Origin of the sequence: Comamonas testosteroni (genome assembly GCF_030505195.1) — a bacterium.
Taxonomy (GTDB): Bacteria; Pseudomonadota; Gammaproteobacteria; order Burkholderiales; family Burkholderiaceae_C; genus Comamonas; species Comamonas testosteroni_G.
In genome coordinates, this window is the sequence record NZ_CP129672.1 from 1,599,101 (window position 1) to 1,620,074 (window position 20,974).

Consider the following 20,974-nt stretch of genomic DNA (forward strand, 5'->3'; position numbering starts at 1 on the left):
CAGTCAGCGTGCTGCTCGCTTCTTTGACGGTTGGTTATCAACATCCACCGTCAAACTTTGACTGGCCCGTTCGCAAAACGGGGCAGATGGGTGTTATGGCTTGTCGTGTCGGCTGTATGCAGGCCGTTGCACGCAAGTAAGAACCCGGTGTGTGATGGAGATGCGCAAAAATTACCCATTGATCGGGTAAGCAGCGCATTGTCGCACGCCCCGGGTTTTCCCGCAAGTGGCAGGGCTATACACCCTGGCCCGCCACCGCGCCATCAGACACTGAGCAGCTGGCGGCGGTAATGCTGCAGCTCGTCGATCGACTCGTGCACATCGGCAAGGGCCGTGTGGCGCTGTGCCTTCTTGAAGGAGGTATAGGCCTCGGGCTTCCAGCGCTTGGCCAGTTCCTTGAGCGTGCTCACGTCGATATTGCGATAGTGAAAGAAATTGTTGAGCTTGGGCATGTAGCGCTCCATGAAGCGCCTGTCCTGACCGATGCTGTTGCCGCACAGCGGCGTCTTGCCCTTGGGCACGTATTTGCCCAGAAAAGCAATCAGCGCGGCTTCCGCCTCGGCTTCGCTGATGGTCGAGGCCTTGACCTTGTCGATCAGGCCGCTTTTGCCATGCGTGCCCTTGTTCCAGGCATCCATGCCGCCCAGCAGCTCGTCGGACTGATGAATGGCGAATACCGGGCCTTCGACGCGAATCTGCAGATCGGAGCTGCTGACCACCACGGCAATCTCGATGATTCGATCATGATCGGGGTTCAGCCCCGTCATTTCGCAGTCAAGCCACACCATATTGAGATCGGATTTGGGCAGAACCGGTGGGGTAGCGGCCACGGGGGCGGCGCTGACGGAATTCGTACAGGAAGCTTCAGACATGGCGCAAATTGTCGCCTACACTGCCAATACATGGCTTCCAAACTAGATTTCACACTGGCACTTTCGCTGCTGTTTGCGACGGCCGTGGCCCTGCAATGGCTGCTGCGCGTGTGGCTTGTTTCGCGCCAGGTTCGCCATGTGGCCACCCATCGCGGTGCCGTGCCGCCGGCATTCGCCCATCGCATCAGCCTGTCCGCCCACCAGAAAGCGGCCGACTACACGCTTGCCAAGGCCAAGGTGTCGCTGATCGACATCGCACTGTCGGCCGCCGTGCTGCTGTGCTGGACGCTGCTGGGCGGGCTGGACTGGCTCAACCGCTGGCTGCTCGCGTTCATGGACCCCGGCCTGTGGCAGCAGTTGGCGCTGCTAGCCGGCTTTGCCGTGATCTCGGCGCTGATCGAGCTGCCGTTGTCGCTCTATCAGACCTTCAGGCTGGAGCAGCGCTTCGGCTTCAACCAGATGACGCCAGGCCTGTGGCTGGGCGACCTGCTCAAGTCAACGCTGGTGACCGCCATCATCGGCCTGCCGCTGGCGGCCCTGATTCTCTGGCTCATGGGCGGGGCCGGGCCGCTGTGGTGGCTCTGGGCCTGGGGCGCCTGGACGGCTTTCAATCTGCTGCTGATGTGGATTTTCCCCAGCTTTATCGCACCGCTGTTCAACAAGTTCGAGCCGCTGGCCGATGAAAGCCTCAAGAGCCGCGTGACCCGGCTGATGGAGCGCTGCGGCTTTGCGGCCAAAGGACTGTTCGTGATGGACGGAAGCCGCCGCTCGGCGCATGCCAACGCCTATTTCACGGGCTTCGGCAATTCCAAGCGCGTGGTCTTCTTCGACACCCTGCTCAGGCAGCTCAGCCCCGGCGAAGTCGAAGCCGTGCTGGCGCACGAGCTGGGCCACTTCAAGCACAAGCACATCAGCAAGCGCATGGCCTTGATGTTTGGCGCCTCGCTGCTGGGCTTTGCGCTGCTGGGCTGGCTCAGTCAGCAACTCTGGTTCTACACGGGACTCGGAGTCTCGGCGCTGCTGGGCCCGAACATCGACGTGGCTGCCGACAACAATGCGCTGGCCCTGCTGCTGTTCATGCTGGCAGTGCCGGTGTTCAGCTTCTTTCTCACACCGCTGATGTCCGCCATGTCGCGCCGCGACGAGTTCGAGGCCGATGCCTATGCCATGCAGCAGGCCGATGGCGCACAGCTGGCTTCGGCACTGCTCAAGCTTTACGAGGACAATGCGTCCACACTCACACCAGACCCATGGTATGTGAGCTTTTACTATTCACATCCTCCTGCCGTGGATCGCCTGGCGCGCATGCCGGCTCCCGCAGGCAGCTTGTAACACCACAACGGTTTCAGACATGAGCACACCCACACTGCAACAAAAAGACTGGTCCCAACTCAAGCGCAGCGCCTTGAGCACAGAGCAAGTGCAAGAGCAGCTGGCAGCCCTTGAGGGCTGGGAGCTGTCGGCCGGCCATGCGGCCATCAGCAAGACCTTCCGTTTCGTGAACTTCTACGAAACCATGGCCTTTGTGAACGCGCTGGCCCTGATTGCCCATCAGCAGGACCACCACCCCGATCTGGAAGTCGGCTACAACCGCTGCAAGGTCAGCCTCAATACCCATGATGTGGGCGGCATCTCCGAGACCGACATCGACTGCGCACGCCGCATCGAAGCACTGCTGAATCCGGCCTGATCCTTATGGCAAAACAAGGACGGCGCCAAGGCGCCCAAGCAGCAGGCGGCACCCAGACAGGCCTGGTGGTCGCAAGTTATGGCCGCCACTGCGTGGTCGAGACCCCGGACGGCGAGCGCCGCATCTGCCATCCGCGCGGCAAGAAAAGCCAGGCCGTGGTGGGCGACCATGTGCAATGGCTGGCCCCCCCACCCGGCCAGGGCGATGAAGGCACGATCGAAAAAGTCGTGGAGCGCCGCAACGTCTTCTACCGCCAGGATGACATTCGCACCAAGACCTTTGCAGCCAACCTGGACCAGCTCCTGATTCTGATAGCCGCCGAGCCGGTATTCAGCGAAGTGCAGCTCGCCCGCGCCCTGATCGCCGCCGAGGCCGCGCACATCAAGCCCATCATTGCGCTCAACAAGATGGACTTGGAAGAGCCTTTTCTGCGCGCCTGGCAGCGGCTGGAGCCCTACCGGAGCATGCGCGATGCAGCGGACGCGGCGCCGCACTACATGGTGCTGCCGCTGTCGCTGGAAGATGCGGACGATGAAGACCGCGATGCCATCATCGGTCTGCTGCAAGGCAAGACCACGCTGGTTCTCGGCCCTTCGGGCGTAGGCAAGAGCACCTTGATCAACTTGCTGCTGCCCGATGCCAAGGTGGCGACCAACGAAATTTCGCAGGCGCTGAACACCGGCAAGCACACCACGACCAGCACCACCTTGTACTGGGTGGATGAGGCACGCACCACGGCCATCATTGACTCGCCCGGATTTCAGGAGTTCGGCCTCTATCACATTGCCGCCACGCAACTGGCCGCCTGCATGCCCGACATCGGCGCGCTGGCAGACGAGTGCAAGTTCTACAACTGCACCCATCTGCATGAGCCTGGCTGCGCCGTCATGGCCCAGGTCGAAGCGCAGGACAGCCCCCACGCCATCAGCGCCAACCGCTACCGGATCTATGGCGAGCTGTTCGAGGAATTGAGTCAGGAGCCCCGCTACTGAGCGCCAGGCCCGCCAAGCCGGAAGGCCGCGCCATACGAGAGCAATTTCAGCGTTTGCCACGCAGCCATTCCAGGCCCGATGAGCGCCGGCACGATTGCGCCGCATCCGGGATAGACTGCCGACCACAACCCGGTGTTCACGCCATGAAACCCAGAGTTTTTCAGCCCTGCTTGCAAGCCGCCCTCGCCGTCGCGCTGTCTGCGGGCATGAGTCTGTGCTGGGCCCAGGGCACGGAGCCCGCCCCCAGTTGGGACGACGAGCCGCCCACGCTGTCTCGCTGGATCGAAGAGGGTTACAAGGCCGAGCAGCGCCAGCAGCCATGGCGCGCCGCCCAGCGTTATTGCGCGGCGGCACGCTATGGCAGCCTCGAGGCCCAATACCGGCTGGGCCGGCTGCTGCTGCTGGGCCGAGGCATGACACCCGACCCTGCCACGGGCACGACGCTGCTGGCCCTGGCCGCCCAGCGCGGACATGAGAAAGCCCAGCTGCTGCTGGCCGGCAAGCTGCCCGGCGACCGGCTGCCCGACTGCCTGACCCAGGGCGATGCGCCCGCACAGGAGTTTCTGGAGGCCAGCCAGGAGGCGGTCCCCCACGAGGTGGTGGCCAGCTATGTGAGCAGTCTGCCCAGGCAGAAGCGGCGCATGGCCGAGCTGGTGCAGCGACTCGCGCCCCGGTTCTCGATCGATCCGAGGCTGGCACTGGCCATTGTGCGCTCGGAGTCGAATTTCGAGGCGCAGGCGCTGTCGCCGCGCAACGCTCAAGGCCTCATGCAACTCATTCCCGAGACGGCCGAGCGTTTTGGCGTGCGCGACGCCTGGAATCCCGAGCAGAACGTGCGTGGCGGCCTGGCCTACCTGCGCTGGCTGCTGGAGCGCTTCGAGGGCGATGTGGCACTGGTATCGGCCGCCTACAACGCGGGCGAGGGAACCGTGCAGCAATATGGCGGTGTGCCTCCTTATGCGGAGACGCGTGAATATGTGCGACGCATACTGAGCTTCTATCGCGCCACGCGCCACGAGCGTCCTGCTCGCTGATGGCACCTTGAACCGCGCCCAGCATGCCCGTCGCACCTGAGCCACCTTCGCATGTGGCACTGCGCAGCGCAGCACCTCGGTGAGCCTCTGCGGCTCAAACGCTCATGCGCCCAGCTGCTGCCACGCAAAAGGCCATGTCCGGGTGCTCACCCGAGCAGACGGGCAAAGGTCAGCAAGGCCAGCAGCAAAAGCCAGACCACGACCGAACGCCAGACCAGCCCCACCACACTGCGAAGATGAGACATTTCCGGCTCTCGTCCCGGAGTGACATCGCTGCCCGCCCAGTGTGCATCGTCGCCCTCTTCACCGTCAGCTGCATCGCGAAAGCGCAAGGCCTCGCCCCCCAGGCGTACATTGATGGCACCCGCAGTGGCGGCCAGAATCACGCCATCGTTGTCATTGGGAAAGCGCTGCGCATAGACGCGCCAGTTGTCTATGGCTTCTTCAAAGCTGCCCACCATGGCAAAGGACAGCGCCGTCAGCCGCGCCGGCAACCAATCGATCACATACCAGGCCTTGGCTGCGGCAGACTGCAAACGCTCGCTGGTTGGCGCCCGCAGCCCTTCCGCCCCCTTGCGCGACCAGGCACGCGACAGGTATTCAGCCATGCGGTAGAGAATGGCCCCCAGCGGCCCCAGTCCCAGGGCCGAGAGAATCGAAAACCAGAACAGCACGCCAAACACATGGCGGTGTGCTGCCAGCACCGAGTACTCGATGACGTGGCGTACCACCTCGCTGCGCGGCACCTCGCTGGCATCGACCTGCTGCCAGTCGGCCAGGGCCTGGCGGGCGGCAAATTCATCGCCGGCATCGAGCGCATCGCGAATCCGCGTGAAATGGTGGCTGAACTGGCGGAAACCCAGCGTGACATAAAGCACGGCGACGTTCCACAGCATCGCGACGGGCCAGCCAATGAACTCCATCAGCGCCCAGAATATGCCCAGCACGATAAGACTGGGCAGCAGCACGGCCATGGCCCAGGCCAGCCAGCCGTGATGGGGCTTGCCCGCATCGAAGTTGCTGCGCACGGTCACGGTCCAGGCGCGGTAACCGGCCTGTACCAGGTTGGACCGGGCCAGCGGACGTGCCTGCTCCAGCAGCAGTGCGATCAGGATGGCAAAAAAGCTCATTGCTTCATCATAGCGGCGCTGTTTGTCGGCTCGTTACAACTGCTGTCTCAAGCCGCCAAAAAACGATAAAGATTGCGCAACATGCCTGCTGTCGCACCCCAGATATAGCGTTGCTGCTCACCATCCTGATAGGGCATGGCAAACCATTCGCGATCCACGCCCTGCCACTGCATGGCATGACGCTCATGATGCGCGGGATTGAGCAGATAGGACAGCGGAACCTCGAACAGATCCGCCACCTCCCCCGGGTTGGGGAAGTAGCTGGCCTGCGGGTGGACCAGAGCCACCACAGGGGTGATGTGGAACGCGGTCCCCGTCACATAAATCGGCAGGCGCCCCAGCACCTCGACATTCCTCGGGGCCAGCCCGACTTCCTCATGCGCCTCGCGCACCGCCGTGGCCTCAGCGGATACATCCTGCGGGTCGCGCTTGCCGCCGGGAAAGGCCACCTGGCCCGAGTGCGTGGACAGCCCGGCCGAGCGCACGGTCAGCAATACCGTGGGCTGCTCGCGCATGACGATGGGCACGAGCACGGCCGCGTCGGAGGGCTGCCTGGCGGTGATGCGTTTTTCCTGCATGGCCTCGGGCAGCCATTGCGGCGGCTGGGCAAAGCGCGTGCGCAGGGCCTGCGGCGTCTGCGCATCCAGCGGCACGGCCGGCAGCTGGCTGTCTCTACCCAGCAGGCGCGCCTGGCGCGGATCAACAATGCCCAACACGGGGAGCGAAGAATTATCAGTTGCAGGCATGTAGGTGTTCAGCCAAAACCAAAAGCAAGAATCACAAAGCCAAGGCCGGCATAAAAAAAGCCGCCACAGCGAACTGTAGCGGCTTTTACGGAATCGCTTCCGGTACGCGTATTACACGGCTGCAGCAGCAGTCTTGTTAACGCGCTGGGGCAGCTTTTCCTTGATACGAGCAGACTTGCCGCTGCGCTCACGCAGGTAGTACAGCTTGGCACGACGCACATCACCGCGACGCTTGACTTCGATCTTGGCGATCAGGGGAGAGTAGGTCTGGAACGTACGTTCCACGCCTTCGCCGCTGGAGATCTTGCGCACTGTGAAGCCGCTGTTCAGGCCGCGATTACGCTTGGCAATCACCACGCCTTCGTAAGCCTGCACGCGCTTACGGCTACCTTCCACCACATTCACGCTCACGATGACGGTGTCACCGGGGGCGAATTCGGGGATGGTCTTGTTCAGGCGAGCGATTTCTTCTTGCTCGAGGGTCTGGATCAGATTCATGATTTAGTCCACCTTGATCTTGTCCGCGCCAGAATTGGCAAGCACCGGGATTGGTGCTATTGCTGCATTAAGCGAGCTGCCGAAGCGGCTCCGCCATTTCCTTGCAGCGGCCGGATAGAGGATCAAAGAGCCTGAGATTATAGCTTGGACGCTGTTTTTGCCAAAAACCCCTCATCCTTGGCGTTGAGCAGCCCCTGCTCGCGGGCCTGCTCTATCAGCTCGGGCCTGTGCTCGGCCGTGATGCGCAGGCGCTGGTCGCGGCGCCAGCGCTCGATATTGGAGTGGTGGCCGGAGAGCAGCGCTGCCGGCACCTCCTGGCCATCCCAGACCTCCGGGCGCGTGTAGTGAGGACAGTCCAGCAAGCCGTCAAGCGCAGGATTGAAGCTGTCCTGCTGAAAGCTGCCTTCATCGTTGAGCACGCCGGGCTGCAGACGCGCCAAAGAGTCCAGCAGCACCATGGCTGCCAGCTCGCCGCCCGAAAGGACAAAGTCACCCAGACTCAATTGATGAGTGACATTTTTATCAATAAAACGCTGGTCGATGCCCTCATAGCGGCCGCAGAGCAGCACCGCCCCCCGGCTTTCGGCCCAATCGGCCACCACCGCATGCTTGAGAGTCGTACCTATGGGTGAGAACAGCACGACAGGAGCAGGCTCGGCATGCTCCTGAGCATCGGCCTCGGTGCGTGCCGAGCGAATCGCTTCAAGGCAGCGCTGCAGCGGCTCGGCCATCATCACCATGCCGGGGCCTCCGCCAAAGGGTCGATCATCGACACGGCGGTAATTGCCTTCAGCCCAGTCACGCGGATTCCACAGATGCACTGCCACCTGGCCCGAGCTGTAGGCACGACGCGTCACCCCGCTCTCAAGAAATGGAGCGAACAGTTCAGGGAACAGCGTAATAATGTCGAAACGCATTGGTATAAAAGCGATTTCAGCTACAAACTAGATAGCAAAAAGGCTTTCCAGTTCAATAATCGGGCTGCCAGTCGGCCACGATCTTCTTGCCGGCCAGATCCACCGAATCCACATAGGCATCGACAAAGGGTATCAGACGCTCCTGCTCCTTGCCCTCCTCTTCATAGCCCAGCACCAGCACGGTCTGCGGGCCGGTGGCCATCAGGTCCTTGACCACCCCCAGGGCCACGCCTTCGCGGTTGACCACGTTCAGTCCCATCAGATCCACCCAGTAGAACTCACCATCCTCGGCCTTGGGAAAATGCTCGCGTGCCACAAAGACGCGGGCACCGCGCAAAGCCTCGGCAGCGTTGCGGTCAGCGACCTCAAGCGAGGTGGCCACAATGGTGTCGGAATGGAAGCGCGCCTGCTTGACGGGCAGCACCACGGTGCCTGTGAAATGCTTGGCGCCTTTCTCGGCAGGCTGCAAAAACCAGTCCTTGGCGGCAAACAGGGCCTCTGGGGCGCTGCTGAAGGCATGAACCTTGAACCAGCCCTTGATTCCCCAGGCATCGGCAATACGACCGACTTCAATGGCATCAGCAGGCAAGCTCGTGGCTTGAAGGACAGGCATGTGACTCATGGGATCAGCAGAAAAATGCAGAATTTCAATAAAAAAACGGGTTCCGTCAGTCAAGCCAACGGAACCCGCTTTGGTAAAGGTGCCTAGAGAGCGACCGCCTAAATTAGGCAGCAACCTTCTTTGCAGCTTCCTTGATCAGGCGTTCAGCCGTATCGGAAGTTTGAGCACCAACGCTCTTCCAGTAGTTCACGCGGTCCAGAGCCAGACGCAGGCCTTCTTCAGCGCCACGAGCGCTAGGGTTGTAGAAACCCAGACGTTCGATGAAAGCACCGTCGCGACGCACGCGCTTGTCAGCTGCAACGATGTTGTAGAAGGGACGAGCCTTAGAGCCGCCGCGGGAGAGACGAATAACAACCATGATGTTTCCTTCGGGTGGTTACAGCCAGTGCCATCAAAAATTTGACCAGCTGCGCAGGTTTTCTTACAGCGTTTGAGACACGCGACATGACCACCCGGCCAGCGACACGCCGTAAAACCGGAAATTATATCGAGTTCTGCCAAAGCTGCCTATAGCAACGACAAATGGGCATAGTCGGTACAGAGGACTCCCTGAAAGTGAACCGCAATTGCCCTGAGCCCCACATTCCGCGCGAAGGGAATAATGGACGGGTTCTTTCGTTTTCTGCCTGCGCACCAGACCATGAACCCACTTGCTCCCGCCTCCACCCCGGCCCCTCGCCCCAAAAACAAGACAGTTGCCGCCTGGCTGGCCTTGCTCGGCGGTCCGCTCGGGCTGCATCGCTTTTACCTGCACGGCCTTGGGGACTGGCTGGGCTGGCTGCTGCCCATTCCCACGGCACTCGGCGTCTACGGCATCGAACGCGTGCAGCAGCTGGGGCAGGACGACAGGCTGAGCTGGCTGCTGATCCCCCTGCTGGGCTTCACCATCGCAGGCTGCGCCCTGCGCGCCATTCTCTACGGCCTGATGGAGCCAGGAAACTGGAACCGGCTCTTCAATCCCTCTATAGAGGCCGACGCGCCTGCGGGACGCACCCAATGGGCGACGATTTTTGCCGTAAGCCTGTCCCTGATGCTGGGGGCCACCGTGCTGATGGCCAGTATTGCCTACAGCTTCCAGCACTACTTCGAATATCAGGTCGAAGAGGCGCGCAAGATTTCGCAGTAGCTGCAGCGCTCTGAACCAGGGGTTTTCGCCCACGCCGAAGCGGCTTCGACCTCGCCGCTTTTGTAAGCAAAAGTCTAATTTTCCACCTGCTGGACGCAAAGCGCCGCCTGCTGATTCCACAGAACTCACAATGCCCAACTGACGCACATCTTGCAAAGACTGCATCCCAGCAGTTTTTGCACTACGACGGCTTTGCTGCACCAGTCCGAAGAGGTCTTATGTCTGCAACCAACGAAAAATCTGCCAGATCCGAAGTGCATGGGCAACACTCCTTTCCAGCTGCCACCAGTCTGGTGGGCGTGTACGGAGAACAGCTTTTCCGCATTCTCGAACAGACCAGCAGCGGCTATGTGCTGCTGGATGCCCAGAACCGGGCTCAGCGCTGGAATGATGGTTACCTGCAGCTGTTTCCCTGGCTGGCCGCCACCCTCAAGGTAGGCATACCTCTGCAAGCCGCTTTGCAAGCTGCCGCAACCGCAGCCCCGGCAAGCGCTGCACCGGCTCTGAGTCATATCGCCGGGAGTCATCAAGCCCTGATTGCGCGCCAGCAGGCCCATGCCCAGTTTCAGTTGCCCAATGGGCGCAAGCTCAATCTGTCGGCTCACGCCCTATCGGCCAATTACACCGTGCTGGCCTGCAAGGAACTGCAGCCTCATGGCAACGAGGAAGAAAGCCTTTCCTTCTTCGATGTGCTGACCAATCTGCCCAACCGGCGCCTGCTGCTGGACCGGCTGTCCCAGGCCATGATCCAGTCCGAGCGCACGGGCTGGCGCGGGGCCTTGCTGACCATAGACATGGGGCCGGTGGTGGCGGGCTCGTCCACCAGCGCAGGCGAGAGCCCGGCCGGCCTGGCACAGAACATCGCACAGCGCCTGCTCGCCTGCGTACGCTCCTGCGATACCGTGGCCAGACTCGATGCCACGCATTTCGTCATCATGGTTTCGGATCTGTCCCCGGATATCGAAGTGACCACGGTGCTGGTGGAGCGCCTGGGAGAGCGTCTGCAGGAAAGCCTGAACGGCAACTACCAGCTCGGCAACAAAAGCGCGATGCTGGAGGCCAATATCGGCGCCACTTTGTTCGGCCCCCACTCCCGCTCCGCCACCGAGTTGCTGCAGCAGGCTGAGAGCGCCATGTACCGTCTGCGCGACGAGGAAGCCCGAGGCCTGCACTTCTTCAGCCCCGAGCAGCGCATCCAGGCCAATGATCGCCACCGCATGGAGCAAGAGCTGCGCGAAGCCCTGCGCCTCGGCCAGTTCGAGCTGCATTACCAGGCGCAATACTCCGTCAACGGCGACGTCAACGGTTTGGAAGCCCTGCTGCGCTGGCGCCATCCCAGGCGAGGACTGGTGCCACCGAGCATCTTCCTGTCGGTGGCAGAGGAAACCGAAATCATCACTCCCCTGGGCCGCTGGAGCATTCAAGCCGCCTGCGAGCAATTGGCCCGATGGAGGGCCGACCTGCAATTGGGCAAGCTGCCCATCTGCGTCAACATCAGCGCCAGGCAGCTCAGGCAAGCCGACCTGGCCGAGCAGGTGCAGGGCATCATCAGCCAGACAGGGGCCGACCCGGCCTTGCTGCTGCTGGAGCTTTCCACTCAAGCCCTGAGTCCTTCGCACGCGGATATCGTGCCCACGCTCACCCGCCTGCGCACCATGGGGGTAGGGCTGTCACTCGACGATTTTGGTGGCAGCTTCCATATGCAGCAAGCGCTGCAGCAGCTGCCCCTGAACCAGCTCAAGCTCTCGCAGTCTCTCGTGCAGCGCCTGGGACCCAACAATGCCGCCGAAGCCGCCGTGCAGGCGGCCATCGCGCTGGCCGCCCGCCATCAGATGATGATCGTCGGCGCAGGGGTGGAAACCCTTGAGCAGCGCGCCCTGCTGGCGCAATATGGCTGCGAGCATTTCATGGGCTATCTGCTCAGCCCCCCGGCACCGGCGAGCCAGCTCAGATCACTGCTGCAGCGGCAGGCCCTATCCAGTCTGCAGGAAGCTGCAGCTTGACGACCGCGTTTCAGCCATAAAAAAAGGCTTCGCAATGCGAAGCCTTTTTGGCATTTAACCCTTGATTGACAAGCGCCAACAGCTATCAACCAAGGAGTACACAAGCTCAGTACAGTTGCAGCTCAGTACAGTTGCAGGCTGACCCAGTAGGCAATGGATGCCACAAAGGCGCTGGCAGGAATCGTCAGAACCCAGGCCCAGACGATATTGCCTGCCACGCCCCAGCGCACGGCACTCGCGCGCTGCGTGGAGCCCACACCCACGATGGCACCGGTAATAGTGTGCGTGGTCGATACAGGAACCCCCAGGAAGGTGGCAAAGAACAATGTCAGAGCACCACCGGATTCGGCGCAGAAGCCACCGACGGGCTTGAGCTTGGTGATCTTCTGACCCATGGTCTTGACGATGCGCCAGCCGCCAAACATGGTGCCCATACCGATGGCCAGATAGCAGCTCACGATGGTCCACAAGGGAGGCTCGGCGTCACCGGCATTGGCATAACCCGTCGCAATCAGCAGCAGCCAGATGATGCCGATGGTCTTTTGCGCATCGTTACCACCGTGACCCAGGCTGTAGGCACCAGCAGACACCAGTTGCAGACGGCGGAACCACTTGTCCACGCGATTGGGGCTGGCGCGGCGGAAAATCCAGGCAACCAGCACCATCATCAGCGAGCCCAGCAGAAAGCCCAGCACGGGAGAGACGAAGATGAAGGCCACAGTCTTCCAGATACCGCTGGCGATCAGCGCACCCGCGCCGGCCTTGGCAATCACCGCACCCACGATGCCGCCAATCAGGGCATGCGAGGAACTGCTGGGAATGCCGTAGATCCAGGTGATGATGTTCCAGGTGATGGCACCCACCAGAGCGCCGAACACGACATGCGTGTCAACGATGCCCGGCTGAACAATACCCTTGCCCACGGTTGCCGCCACACTGAGGTGGAAGACGAAAACCGCCACAACGTTGAAGAACGCGGCAAATGCCACGGCCTGAGTAGGTTTGAGAACCCCCGTGGAAACCACGGTGGCAATCGAATTGGCAGCGTCGTGAAAGCCGTTCATGAAATCGAACAGCAAGGCGAGCACCACCAGCAAAATTACAACCCAGAGGGCTGCCTGTACCGGCTCCATGATCGGACTCCAGCGAGAATCAGGAATTCTCGAGGACGATGCCCTCGATCAGGTTCGCCACATCTTCGCAGCGGTCCGTGATGGTTTCCAGCAGCTCATAGATAGCCTTGAGCTTGATCACCTCACGCACATCGGGCTCTTCACGGAACAGCTTGCTCATGGCCGCACGCATCACGCGGTCCGCATCGCTTTCCAGGCGGTCGATCTCGTCGCAGGTCTTGCTGGCGGCGTCCACGATCGTGGGGTCCGAGAGGCGGTCCAGCAGCTTGACGGCATCACGCACACGCTCGCAGCAACGCACGCACAGATCGGTCAGACGTGTGATTTCGTCTGTCATGTGACGCACGTCATACAGTGCCATGGTCTCGGCCGAGTCCTGAATCAGGTCGGCCACGTCGTCCATGGTGTTGATCAGCGAGTGGATATGCTCGCGATCCAGGGGCGTGATGAAGGTCTTGTGCAGCAGCTTGGTGACATCATGGGTCACACGGTCGGCTGCGCGCTCGGCGTTGTCCACATCGGCGTTGTATTTTTCGCGCAGATGGAGATCGTTGTAATTTGCAACGAGTTGCGAGAAAGCATGAGCTGCTTCAACGATGCGGTCCGCATGTTGATTGAACATCTCGAAAAAATTGCCTTCGCGCGGCAATAGCTTGCCAAACAGCATGAATGCTCCTTACCGGGGAAAAGAAACCAGGCGACTCACTGCAAAAAAAGTGCAAGGTTCCCGGCTCAAACGGGGCGGAGTTTACTCTTGAGTCATTGTGCGTTTCAGCGCGTCTTCAAGACACCCCTTCGGGCACCACGAAAAATAAAATACAAGCTCTGAGCCATGCTAAGAGCTGTCACAAAGCCTGTGATTCCTCCTGACAACAGCACAAAGCAGAAATCCGCCCGCCGAATGCACCGACTGCAGGAGCATGTCACCCTGCCACGCGAAAACGTTCCAAATACTTCTTTTTGTAATATACAAATTCTATTCAATAACAAAAAAGAATTAAAAGGAACTAAAAAGAAATGAATAAAACAATCAAAGAACCATAAAAAACGTCATTTTTTTGTCATTTTCTTGAATTTCAGGGGAATTAGGGTTCACCCTTGACTGCAGGAGAGCGTCACGGCGGGATAGCGCACCGCGATCGACAGCGCCAAGGGGCTCGTCGAGACCTACTCTCCCAGGTAAGCCGCACGCACGCGCGGATCGCTCAGCAAGGTCTGACCCGGCCCCGTCATGGTGATGATGCCGGACTCCATGACATAACCCCGATCGGCCAGCGCCAGCGCGCGACTGGCGTTCTGCTCCACCAGCACCATGGTCACGCCCAGCGCATAGACATTGCTGACCACCTCGAAGATCTTGTCCACCATGATGGGCGACAAGCCCATGGACGGCTCGTCCAGCAGCAGCACCTTGGGCTGGCTCATGAGCGCGCGGGCCATGGCCAGCATCTGCTGCTCGCCCCCGGACATGGTGCCCGCCAACTGATCCTTGCGCTCCTTCAGACGCGGAAAGATGCCGAACATGCGCTCGATATCCGCCTGTATGCCGGCCTTGTCCTTGCGCGTGTAGGCCCCCATGAGCAAATTTTCGGTGATCGTCATGCGAGCGAACACGCCGCGCCCCTCCGGCACCATGACCAGGCCTTCGGCCACCAGATCCCAGGCGCCCTTGCCCTTGATGCTCTTGCCGAGGTAGAGAATGTCGCCATCGGCAATCGGCAGCCCTCGCGTGACAGCCTTCATCGTCGTGGTTTTGCCCGCGCCGTTGGAGCCGATCAGTGACACCAGCTCGCCCTGATGCACCTGAAAGTCCACGCCCTTCACAGCCTGAATGCCGCCATAGCCCACCTTCAGGCCCTTGACCTGCAGCAACACCGGGGCCGTGGACTTGGAGGCCTGCGCCTGTTCCAGCACTTGATCCTGCATCTTCAATGGCCTCCCGTGCCCAGATAGGCTTCAATCACTTTTTCATTCTTCTGCACTTCGGCAGGCGTGCCTTCGGCAATCGGCTTGCCATAGTCCAGCACCGTCACGCGGTCGCACAGACCCATGACCAGCTTCACATCGTGCTCGATGAGCAAGATGGTGCGGTGGTCGTTGCGAATGCGGTCGATCAGCTCACGCAGCTGCACCTTCTCGGTCGCGTTCATGCCGGCGGCCGGCTCATCCAGCGCAATGAGCTGCGGGTCCGTCGCCAATGCTCGGGCAATCTCCAGGCGACGCTGGTCGCCATAGGACAGGGTGCGCGCCTTGAAGTCCGCATATTTGCCGATGCCGACATAGTCGAGCAGCTCACGGGAGCGGGCGCGGATCGCGGCTTCCTCGGCCTTGAAGCCCTTGGTGCGAAACACCGCCCCGAGCAGGCCCGAATGCGTGCGCACATGGCGACCGACCATGACGTTTTCCAGTGCCGTCATCTCGGCGAACAGGCGGATGTTCTGAAAGGTCCGGGCAATGCCGGCCCGGGCCACCTTGTGCACCGCCGTCGGCTCATAGGGCTTTCCGGCCAGCTCGAACTTGCCGGTATCGGGCGTATAAAGGCCTGTGATCACGTTGAAAAACGTGGTCTTGCCTGCGCCATTCGGGCCGATCAGGCCATAGACCTGGCCTCTGTCAATCTTCATGCCCACACCGGACAGCGCCTGCAAACCGCCAAAGCGCTTGGAGATGTCCGAGACATGAAGGACTGCGGAAGTCGTGCTCTCTGCCATATCAGTTCACATTCCTTGTCTGTGCAGTCATCAGGACTGACGGTCCAGGCTTTTGGCATGCTCGGGCGTGGGCCACAGGCCGCGCGGGCGCATCAGCATGATGACGATCATGGCCAGGGCAATCAGCAACTGGCGCAATATGGAAGCATCGAGGCGCCCATCGGTCATCTGCTGCAGCGGCCCGGCCACATAGCGCAGCACCTCGGGCAGGGCCGAGAGCAGCACCGCCCCCAGAATCACGCCAGGGATGTGGCCCAGGCCGCCGAGAACGACCATGGCCACGATCATCACGGACTCCATGAGGCTGAAGGACTCAGGCGAGACAAAGCCCTGGAAGGCCGAAAACATGGAGCCGGCCACGCCGCCAAACGAAGCGCCCATGCCGAAGGCCAGCAGCTTCATGTTGCGCACATTGATGCCCATGGCCTTGGCGGCGATTTCATCCTCCCGGATCGCCATCCAGGCACGGCCTATGCGCGAATCCTGCAGGCGGTAGCAGATCACGATGGTGGCCAGCACCAGCACCAGAAACAGGTAGTAGTACAGCGTGACGGAGGAGATGTCGTAGCCGAAGATCTCATGCCGCTTGGCCAGGTCGAAGCCGAAGATCTTGACCGAATCGATCTGACCAATACCCTTGGGACCGTTGGTGACGTTGACGGGCTGATCCAGATTGTTCAGAAAGATGCGGATGATCTCGCCGAAGCCCAGTGTCACGATGGCCAGGTAATCACCGCGCAGCCGCAGCACCGGCAACCCCAGCAGCACGCCCGTACAGGCGGCCAGCAGCATTCCAAGCGGAATCACCAGCCAGATCGAGGTGTGCAGTCCGTTGGGAAACATGGCCACAAAACCTTCGAAGGTCTCGGCCAGATGCGGCGATGCCATGAGCGCAAACATATACGCGCCCACAGCATAGAAGGCCACATAGCCCAGATCCAGCAGGCCGGCGTAGCCGACCACAATGTTCAGACCCAGCGCCAGCATCACATAGAGCAGGGCCAGATCGGCGATGCGCACCCAGGCGTTGCCGAAATACTGCAGGATCAGCGGCAGCACCAGCAGGCCTATGCCGCCCAGAATCCAGTGGAGTGTCTTGTTGTTCTTCATGGGCACTCCTCAGGCACGATCCGCCACACGCTCACCCAGCAGGCCCGAAGGGCGCAGCGTCAGGATGATGATGAGCACGATGAAGGCAAAGATGTCGGTGTACTGGCTGCCCAGCACGCCCCCCGTCAGGTCACCGATATAGCCCGAGCCGATGGACTCGATCAGCCCCAGCAGCAGCCCCCCCACCACGGCCCCGGCCAGATTGCCGATGCCGCCGAACACGGCCGCCGTAAAGGCCTTGAGACCCGGCAGAAAGCCCATGGTGTGATGAGCCGTGCCGTAGTTGGAGGCGTACATGATGCCGGCAATCGCCGCAAGCACGGCACCGATGATGAAGGTGGCGGAAATCACCATATCGGGCTTGACGCCCATCAGCGCTGCCACGCGCGGGTTCTCGGCCGTGGCCCGCATGGCGCGCCCCAGCCTGGTGTAGTTGACCAGATACATCAGCGTGGCCAGCGCAATCGCCGTGACCACCAGCACCAGAATCTGCGTGGGTGTGATCACCGCCGTGCCGATCTCATAGGGCGTGGACGACAGCAACGTGGGATAAGCCTTGTAATTGGGCTTCCAGATGATCATGGCCAGGGTCTGCAGCAGGATGGAGACACCGATGGCCGTGATCAGCGGGGCCAGTCGCGGGCTGTTGCGCAGCGGCCGGTAGGCGACCTTCTCGATCACGAGGTTCAGCGACGCGGCCACCACGCAGGCGATGATGGCGGCAACCAAAAGCATGAGCCAGCCCGGCAGATAAGGCATGGCCTCCTGCATCAGGCCGATGCAGCTCCAGCTGGTCAAAGCCCCCACCATCAGCACCTCGCCGTGCGCGAAGTTGATCAGCTGAATGATGCCGTACACCATGGTGTAGCCCAGGGCTATCAAGGCGTACATACTGCCTAACACCAGACCATTGATGATCTGCTGCAGCAAGATATCCATAAGCGCGCTCCCCTTCCCTCGATCCAAGACGGAGACACTGCGAGCCTCTCATCCCGAACGACGGAGCCAGCGATGCCATGGTTCCCCTTCTGCAGTCCGCCGCTTTGTGGGCCGCTTGTCGCAAAAGAGTGAATCGATTCTAGGGAGCTGTTTTCAGGACTCAGGGCCGGGGTTTCCCGTGCGCAGGCCCCAAATGCTGCAGCGCAATAATTTCATCGGCAGCGCAAGTCCAATAAATACAGGCACTTAGTCATGGGCCGCTACTCAATCTAGCGAAAAACCCTGAAAACACCGCAAAAAATGCAGCATTCAACTAGTGCCAGTTGTGCAACATCTGGGCAACTCGCTCTTTACAAGCCTGCCGGCTCGTCATCTGCCGCACGGGCGGCGTCGTTGAGCGCCTTGAGTTCTGCCAGCTTCTGGCCGATCTTGATTTCCAGCCCGCGCGCCACGGGCTGGTAGAAGCCCTGATCTTCCATTCCATCAGGCAAATAGCGCTCGCCCGCCGCAAAGCCGCCCTCCTCGCTGTGGGCATAGCGGTAGTCCCGCCCATAGTCCAGCTGCTTCATCAGCTTGGTAGGTGCATTGCGCAGATGCAGCGGCACAGGCCTTGTAGAGTCGCCCTTCACAAAGGCCTTGGCCTTGTTGTAGGCCATGTAGCCGGCATTGCTCTTGGGCGCGACGGCCAGGTAGATCACGGCCTGGGCCAGCGCCAGCTCGCCCTCGGGGCTACCCAGGCGTTCATAAGTCGCAGCGGCATCGTTGCACATCTGCATGGCACGCGGGTCGGCAAGTCCTATGTCTTCCCATGCCATGCGCACGATGCGACGCGCCAGATAGCGCGGGTCGGCGCCGCCATCCAGCATGCGGCAAAACCAGTAAAGCGCCGCATCGGGGTCCGAGCCGCGCACGGATTTGTGCAGTGCGCTGATGGTGTCGTAGAACTGCTCGCCACCCTTGTCATAGCGGCGCATGCGCTCGCCCAGCACCTTGAGCAGCCAGCCATCGGTAATGCTTTCCACTCCGGCCTGCTCGGCCGTGATGGACAGGGTCTCCAGCGTGTTCAGCAAGCGGCGCGCATCGCCGTCAGCATAGGCAATCAAGCGCTCCAGCGCTTCATCTTCAATCGCTGGAACCGCTTTGATGGCCTGGGCTTTGGCCACAATCTGCCTTAAATCGTCAGTCGTCAGGCTTTGCAGCACATAGACGGCCGCCCGCGACAGCAGGGCCGAGTTGACCTCGAACGACGGGTTCTCCGTGGTCGCGCCGATGAAGGTGAACAGCCCGCTTTCCACGTGAGGCAAAAAGGCGTCTTGCTGGCTTTTGTTGAAGCGATGCACCTCGTCCACAAACACAATGGTGCGCTGCTGCAACAGTCCGCTTCGCGCCGCCTGCGCCTGTTCCACGGCCTCGCGGATGTCCTTGACGCCGCCCAGCACGGCGCTGATGGAGATGAACTGCGCATCAAAGGCATCGGCCATCAGGCGCGCAATCGTGGTCTTGCCCACTCCCGGCGGGCCCCAGAGTATGCAGCTATGCGGGCGACCCGACTCAAAGGCCAGGCGCAGCGGCATGCCCTCGCCCAACACATGCTGCTGGCCGATGACTTCGGCCAGAGTGTGCGGTCGCAGGCGCTCGGCCAGGGGCTGATGGGGAACGGCTGGGGAATGGGAGTTGATGTGCGTGACCATGACCCCTCAAGTATCCAACGCTCCGGGCAGTTGCGCATTCAAATGGGTTGGGGCTGTTTGCACAACGAATGCCGCCATTACTTATCCACCTTAACCCCTGCATCCTTATCAGAATTTCTCATAAGAGAAAATAGCGTTTTAACGGATTCAATCTCTCCATTAACGAGGCCACCCCTCGCCCCATGGAGGTACTGCCCCCATCCGGCCTGCCAAAAACCAGGCCAGCCAGGCCCGGCAGCACGCTTAGATTCATTGCTGGCCGCCTCATCTGCGCCACGCAATGCCTGTGCCTGATAGGGCTACCGCCATCAGCCAGAAATCAATCGAAAGCATCCGCAACTTTCCTTGGTTCCACATTGCTCCAGGGCGTGCCAGCGCTGCACGCCTGAGCCTAAGCGTATGAAAAAACTCAAGACCTGGGACATTTTTGCCCTCGGCTTCATGACCTTTGCCCTGTTCCTCGGGGCCGGCAACATCATCTTCCCGCCTATGGTGGGCCTGGCAGCCGGTGAAAACCTGCTCGGCGCCTCAACCGGCTTTTTGCTGACGGGTGTCGGTCTGCCCCTTCTCGGCGTCGTCGCTCTCGCACGCGTGGGTGGCGGTCTGGACACCTTGACCAGCCCCATCGGCCGAATTGCCGGTCTGGTGCTGGCCGTGGCCATCTATCTGACCATCGGCCCTCTGTTTGCAACGCCGCGCACGGCCACCGTATCCTTCGAGATGGGACTGGCTCCCTTTGTCGGTAACACGCCCGCCATGCTGCTGGCCTTCACCATCGCTTACTTTGTGGCGGTGGCGCTGCTGTCGCTCTTCCCCGGCAAGCTCATGGACAACGTGGGCAAGATCATCACGCCCGTGCTGATTCTGGCTCTTGCCGTGCTCGGCGGCTCCGCCGTGCTGGCTCCTGTGGATGGCTACAGTCTCAGCACCGAGGCCTATGCCACGCAGGCGGCCGCCTTCTCCGAAGGCTTTCTGCAGGGCTATCAGACCATGGACGCCCTGGCCTCGCTGATCTTCGGTATCGTCATCGTCAACGCGATCAAGGCGGCTGGAGTGAGCGACGGCAAGCTGCACACCCGCTACTGCATCTACGCCGGCATCATTGCCGCGACCTGCCTGGGCCTGGTCTATGTCTCGCTGATGTACCTGGGTGCCACCAACAGCGAACTGGCTACCAACGCCACCACCGGCGTGCAGATCCTCACGGCCTTTGTACAGCAGACCTTTGGCCCCGCTGGCCTGTGGCTGCTGGCCATCGTCATCATGCTGGCCTGCCTGACCACCGGCGTGGGCCTGATTACCGCTTGCAGCAGCTTCTTCAGCGAGCTGACCGGCATCTCCTACCGCACCATGGTCATCGGCCTGTCAGTCTTCAGTGCAGCCGTGGCCAACCAGGGCCTGGCCCAGCTGATTGCCGTCGCCGTGCCAGTGCTCGTGGGGCTGTACCCCGTGGCCATCGCCCTGATCGCTCTGAGCCTGCTGCACCGCTGGAATCAGCCGGCGCGCGTCTACATTCCCGTAATGGCCGTCTCCCTGATCTTTGGCCTGTTTGACGCTGCCAAGGCCGCCAAGCTTGATGCACTGGTGCCCGCCTGGTTGGACAAACTGCCCGGCGCCGCCCTGGGCATGGGCTGGGTCACCCCCGTGGTCGGCGTGCTGGTGATTGCAGGCCTGCTGGACTTCGCCATCGGCAACAAGCAAAGTGCCGCAAACGCCACACGCGCCTGATCACAGTCCCTACCAAAGCGCAACTGGCTGCG

Annotated in this window: 21 protein-coding genes; 7 read left to right on the plus strand and 14 right to left on the minus strand. The window is 61.2% G+C overall.

Annotated elements, in window-relative coordinates; genetic code table 11:
- Positions 1 to 263: 263 nt before the first annotated feature.
- A complete protein-coding gene (orn, locus tag QYQ99_RS07335) occupies positions 264 to 872 on the minus strand; it encodes an oligoribonuclease (protein WP_409814065.1) in 609 nt (202 codons plus the stop codon).
- A gap of 30 nt (positions 873 to 902) precedes the next feature.
- Between orn and QYQ99_RS07340 the strand changes: the two genes are divergently transcribed.
- The 4 genes from QYQ99_RS07340 to QYQ99_RS07355 all read left to right on the plus strand — a co-directional run bounded on the left by QYQ99_RS07340 (position 903) and on the right by QYQ99_RS07355 (position 4,588).
- The gene (locus QYQ99_RS07340; RefSeq protein WP_302092063.1) at positions 903 to 2,204 is read left to right on the plus strand and encodes a M48 family metallopeptidase; all 1,302 of its coding nucleotides are present in this window, start codon (positions 903 to 905) and stop codon (positions 2,202 to 2,204) included.
- A gap of 19 nt (positions 2,205 to 2,223) precedes the next feature.
- Positions 2,224 to 2,562, plus strand: coding sequence for a 4a-hydroxytetrahydrobiopterin dehydratase (locus QYQ99_RS07345; RefSeq protein WP_302092064.1), 339 nt, complete (start codon positions 2,224 to 2,226; stop codon positions 2,560 to 2,562).
- Positions 2,563 to 2,567: 5 nt separating this feature from the next.
- Positions 2,568 to 3,554: a ribosome small subunit-dependent GTPase A gene (gene rsgA, locus QYQ99_RS07350; RefSeq protein WP_302092065.1), complete on the plus strand. Its 987-nt coding sequence runs from the start codon at positions 2,568 to 2,570 to the stop codon at positions 3,552 to 3,554.
- A gap of 143 nt (positions 3,555 to 3,697) precedes the next feature.
- Positions 3,698 to 4,588, plus strand: a complete 891-nt coding sequence (locus tag QYQ99_RS07355; protein ID WP_409814058.1) for a lytic transglycosylase domain-containing protein — start codon at positions 3,698 to 3,700, stop codon at positions 4,586 to 4,588.
- 146 nt (positions 4,589 to 4,734) lie between these two features.
- On the opposite strand, the gene QYQ99_RS07360 is transcribed toward QYQ99_RS07355, so the two are convergent.
- From QYQ99_RS07360 to rpsP, 6 genes are all read right to left on the minus strand, one after another.
- The gene (locus tag QYQ99_RS07360) at positions 4,735 to 5,718 is read right to left on the minus strand and encodes a CobD/CbiB family protein (RefSeq protein ID WP_302092067.1); all 984 of its coding nucleotides are present in this window, start codon (positions 5,716 to 5,718) and stop codon (positions 4,735 to 4,737) included.
- A 47-nt stretch (positions 5,719 to 5,765) separates the two neighbouring features.
- Positions 5,766 to 6,464, minus strand: a complete 699-nt coding sequence (locus tag QYQ99_RS07365; protein ID WP_302092068.1) for a CoA pyrophosphatase — start codon at positions 6,462 to 6,464, stop codon at positions 5,766 to 5,768.
- A gap of 111 nt (positions 6,465 to 6,575) precedes the next feature.
- Positions 6,576 to 6,962 carry a 50S ribosomal protein L19 gene (gene rplS / locus QYQ99_RS07370; RefSeq protein ID WP_003076790.1) on the minus strand — a complete coding sequence of 129 codons (387 nt, stop codon included), beginning with the start codon at positions 6,960 to 6,962 and terminating at the stop codon, positions 6,576 to 6,578.
- 137 nt (positions 6,963 to 7,099) lie between these two features.
- Positions 7,100 to 7,879, minus strand: a complete 780-nt coding sequence (gene trmD / locus QYQ99_RS07375; RefSeq protein WP_302092069.1) for a tRNA (guanosine(37)-N1)-methyltransferase TrmD — start codon at positions 7,877 to 7,879, stop codon at positions 7,100 to 7,102.
- A 52-nt stretch (positions 7,880 to 7,931) separates the two neighbouring features.
- Positions 7,932 to 8,501, minus strand: coding sequence for a ribosome maturation factor RimM (gene rimM / locus QYQ99_RS07380; protein WP_302092070.1), 570 nt, complete (start codon positions 8,499 to 8,501; stop codon positions 7,932 to 7,934).
- Positions 8,502 to 8,604: 103 nt separating this feature from the next.
- The gene (gene rpsP, locus QYQ99_RS07385) at positions 8,605 to 8,859 is read right to left on the minus strand and encodes a 30S ribosomal protein S16 (RefSeq protein ID WP_003058210.1); all 255 of its coding nucleotides are present in this window, start codon (positions 8,857 to 8,859) and stop codon (positions 8,605 to 8,607) included.
- A 282-nt stretch (positions 8,860 to 9,141) separates the two neighbouring features.
- On the opposite strand from rpsP, the gene QYQ99_RS07390 reads away from it, so the two are divergent.
- Both QYQ99_RS07390 and QYQ99_RS07395 read left to right on the plus strand, forming a co-directional pair.
- Positions 9,142 to 9,627, plus strand: a complete 486-nt coding sequence (locus tag QYQ99_RS07390; protein ID WP_302092071.1) for an NINE protein — start codon at positions 9,142 to 9,144, stop codon at positions 9,625 to 9,627.
- A 218-nt stretch (positions 9,628 to 9,845) separates the two neighbouring features.
- Positions 9,846 to 11,630: a putative bifunctional diguanylate cyclase/phosphodiesterase gene (locus QYQ99_RS07395; protein WP_302092072.1), complete on the plus strand. Its 1,785-nt coding sequence runs from the start codon at positions 9,846 to 9,848 to the stop codon at positions 11,628 to 11,630.
- A gap of 122 nt (positions 11,631 to 11,752) precedes the next feature.
- On the opposite strand, the gene QYQ99_RS07400 is transcribed toward QYQ99_RS07395, so the two are convergent.
- From QYQ99_RS07400 to QYQ99_RS07430, 7 genes are all read right to left on the minus strand, one after another.
- On the minus strand, positions 11,753 to 12,763 hold the full coding sequence (locus QYQ99_RS07400) for an inorganic phosphate transporter (RefSeq protein WP_302092073.1): 1,011 nt from the start codon (positions 12,761 to 12,763) through the stop codon (positions 11,753 to 11,755).
- Between the two features lie 19 nt (positions 12,764 to 12,782).
- Entirely contained in the window at positions 12,783 to 13,430 is a 648-nt protein-coding gene (locus QYQ99_RS07405) for a DUF47 domain-containing protein (protein WP_034364720.1), read from the minus strand.
- Between the two features lie 500 nt (positions 13,431 to 13,930).
- On the minus strand, positions 13,931 to 14,689 hold the full coding sequence (locus tag QYQ99_RS07410) for an ABC transporter ATP-binding protein (protein ID WP_302092074.1): 759 nt from the start codon (positions 14,687 to 14,689) through the stop codon (positions 13,931 to 13,933).
- A 2-nt stretch (positions 14,690 to 14,691) separates the two neighbouring features.
- A complete protein-coding gene (locus QYQ99_RS07415; protein WP_302092075.1) occupies positions 14,692 to 15,474 on the minus strand; it encodes an ABC transporter ATP-binding protein in 783 nt (260 codons plus the stop codon).
- Between the two features lie 30 nt (positions 15,475 to 15,504).
- Positions 15,505 to 16,584 carry an ABC transporter permease subunit gene (locus QYQ99_RS07420; protein WP_302092076.1) on the minus strand — a complete coding sequence of 360 codons (1,080 nt, stop codon included), beginning with the start codon at positions 16,582 to 16,584 and terminating at the stop codon, positions 15,505 to 15,507.
- A 9-nt stretch (positions 16,585 to 16,593) separates the two neighbouring features.
- Positions 16,594 to 17,523 carry a branched-chain amino acid ABC transporter permease gene (locus QYQ99_RS07425; protein ID WP_302092077.1) on the minus strand — a complete coding sequence of 310 codons (930 nt, stop codon included), beginning with the start codon at positions 17,521 to 17,523 and terminating at the stop codon, positions 16,594 to 16,596.
- 350 nt (positions 17,524 to 17,873) lie between these two features.
- A complete protein-coding gene (locus tag QYQ99_RS07430; RefSeq protein ID WP_302092078.1) occupies positions 17,874 to 19,214 on the minus strand; it encodes a replication-associated recombination protein A in 1,341 nt (446 codons plus the stop codon).
- 399 nt (positions 19,215 to 19,613) lie between these two features.
- Between QYQ99_RS07430 and brnQ the strand changes: the two genes are divergently transcribed.
- The gene (gene brnQ / locus QYQ99_RS07435; protein WP_302092079.1) at positions 19,614 to 20,942 is read left to right on the plus strand and encodes a branched-chain amino acid transport system II carrier protein; all 1,329 of its coding nucleotides are present in this window, start codon (positions 19,614 to 19,616) and stop codon (positions 20,940 to 20,942) included.
- Positions 20,943 to 20,974: the final 32 nt, after the last annotated feature.

Excerpts from the sequence above, each read along its gene's own strand:
- orn (WP_409814065.1), bottom strand. The coding sequence starts at position 872 with ATGTCTGAAGCTTCCTGTACGAATTCCGTCAGCGCCGCCCCCGTGGCC.
- QYQ99_RS07390 (WP_302092071.1), top strand. The coding sequence starts at position 9,142 with ATGAACCCACTTGCTCCCGCCTCCACCCCGGCCCCTCGCCCCAAAAAC.
- QYQ99_RS07415 (WP_302092075.1), bottom strand. The coding sequence starts at position 15,474 with ATGGCAGAGAGCACGACTTCCGCAGTCCTTCATGTCTCGGACATCTCC.
- QYQ99_RS07410 (WP_302092074.1), bottom strand. The coding sequence starts at position 14,689 with ATGCAGGATCAAGTGCTGGAACAGGCGCAGGCCTCCAAGTCCACGGCC.
- trmD (WP_302092069.1), bottom strand. The coding sequence starts at position 7,879 with ATGCGTTTCGACATTATTACGCTGTTCCCTGAACTGTTCGCTCCATTT.
- QYQ99_RS07345 (WP_302092064.1), top strand. The coding sequence starts at position 2,224 with ATGAGCACACCCACACTGCAACAAAAAGACTGGTCCCAACTCAAGCGC.
- QYQ99_RS07365 (WP_302092068.1), bottom strand. The coding sequence starts at position 6,464 with ATGCCTGCAACTGATAATTCTTCGCTCCCCGTGTTGGGCATTGTTGAT.
- QYQ99_RS07405 (WP_034364720.1), bottom strand. The coding sequence starts at position 13,430 with ATGCTGTTTGGCAAGCTATTGCCGCGCGAAGGCAATTTTTTCGAGATG.
- QYQ99_RS07430 (WP_302092078.1), bottom strand. The coding sequence starts at position 19,214 with ATGGTCACGCACATCAACTCCCATTCCCCAGCCGTTCCCCATCAGCCC.
- brnQ (WP_302092079.1), top strand. The coding sequence starts at position 19,614 with ATGAAAAAACTCAAGACCTGGGACATTTTTGCCCTCGGCTTCATGACC.
- QYQ99_RS07425 (WP_302092077.1), bottom strand. The coding sequence starts at position 17,523 with ATGGATATCTTGCTGCAGCAGATCATCAATGGTCTGGTGTTAGGCAGT.
- QYQ99_RS07340 (WP_302092063.1), top strand. The coding sequence starts at position 903 with ATGGCTTCCAAACTAGATTTCACACTGGCACTTTCGCTGCTGTTTGCG.
- QYQ99_RS07360 (WP_302092067.1), bottom strand. The coding sequence starts at position 5,718 with ATGAGCTTTTTTGCCATCCTGATCGCACTGCTGCTGGAGCAGGCACGT.
- QYQ99_RS07420 (WP_302092076.1), bottom strand. The coding sequence starts at position 16,584 with ATGAAGAACAACAAGACACTCCACTGGATTCTGGGCGGCATAGGCCTG.
- rsgA (WP_302092065.1), top strand. The coding sequence starts at position 2,568 with ATGGCAAAACAAGGACGGCGCCAAGGCGCCCAAGCAGCAGGCGGCACC.
- rimM (WP_302092070.1), bottom strand. The coding sequence starts at position 8,501 with ATGAGTCACATGCCTGTCCTTCAAGCCACGAGCTTGCCTGCTGATGCC.
- QYQ99_RS07355 (WP_409814058.1), top strand. The coding sequence starts at position 3,698 with ATGAAACCCAGAGTTTTTCAGCCCTGCTTGCAAGCCGCCCTCGCCGTC.
- rpsP (WP_003058210.1), bottom strand. The coding sequence starts at position 8,859 with ATGGTTGTTATTCGTCTCTCCCGCGGCGGCTCTAAGGCTCGTCCCTTC.
- QYQ99_RS07395 (WP_302092072.1), top strand. The coding sequence starts at position 9,846 with ATGTCTGCAACCAACGAAAAATCTGCCAGATCCGAAGTGCATGGGCAA.
- QYQ99_RS07400 (WP_302092073.1), bottom strand. The coding sequence starts at position 12,763 with ATGGAGCCGGTACAGGCAGCCCTCTGGGTTGTAATTTTGCTGGTGGTG.
- rplS (WP_003076790.1), bottom strand. The coding sequence starts at position 6,962 with ATGAATCTGATCCAGACCCTCGAGCAAGAAGAAATCGCTCGCCTGAAC.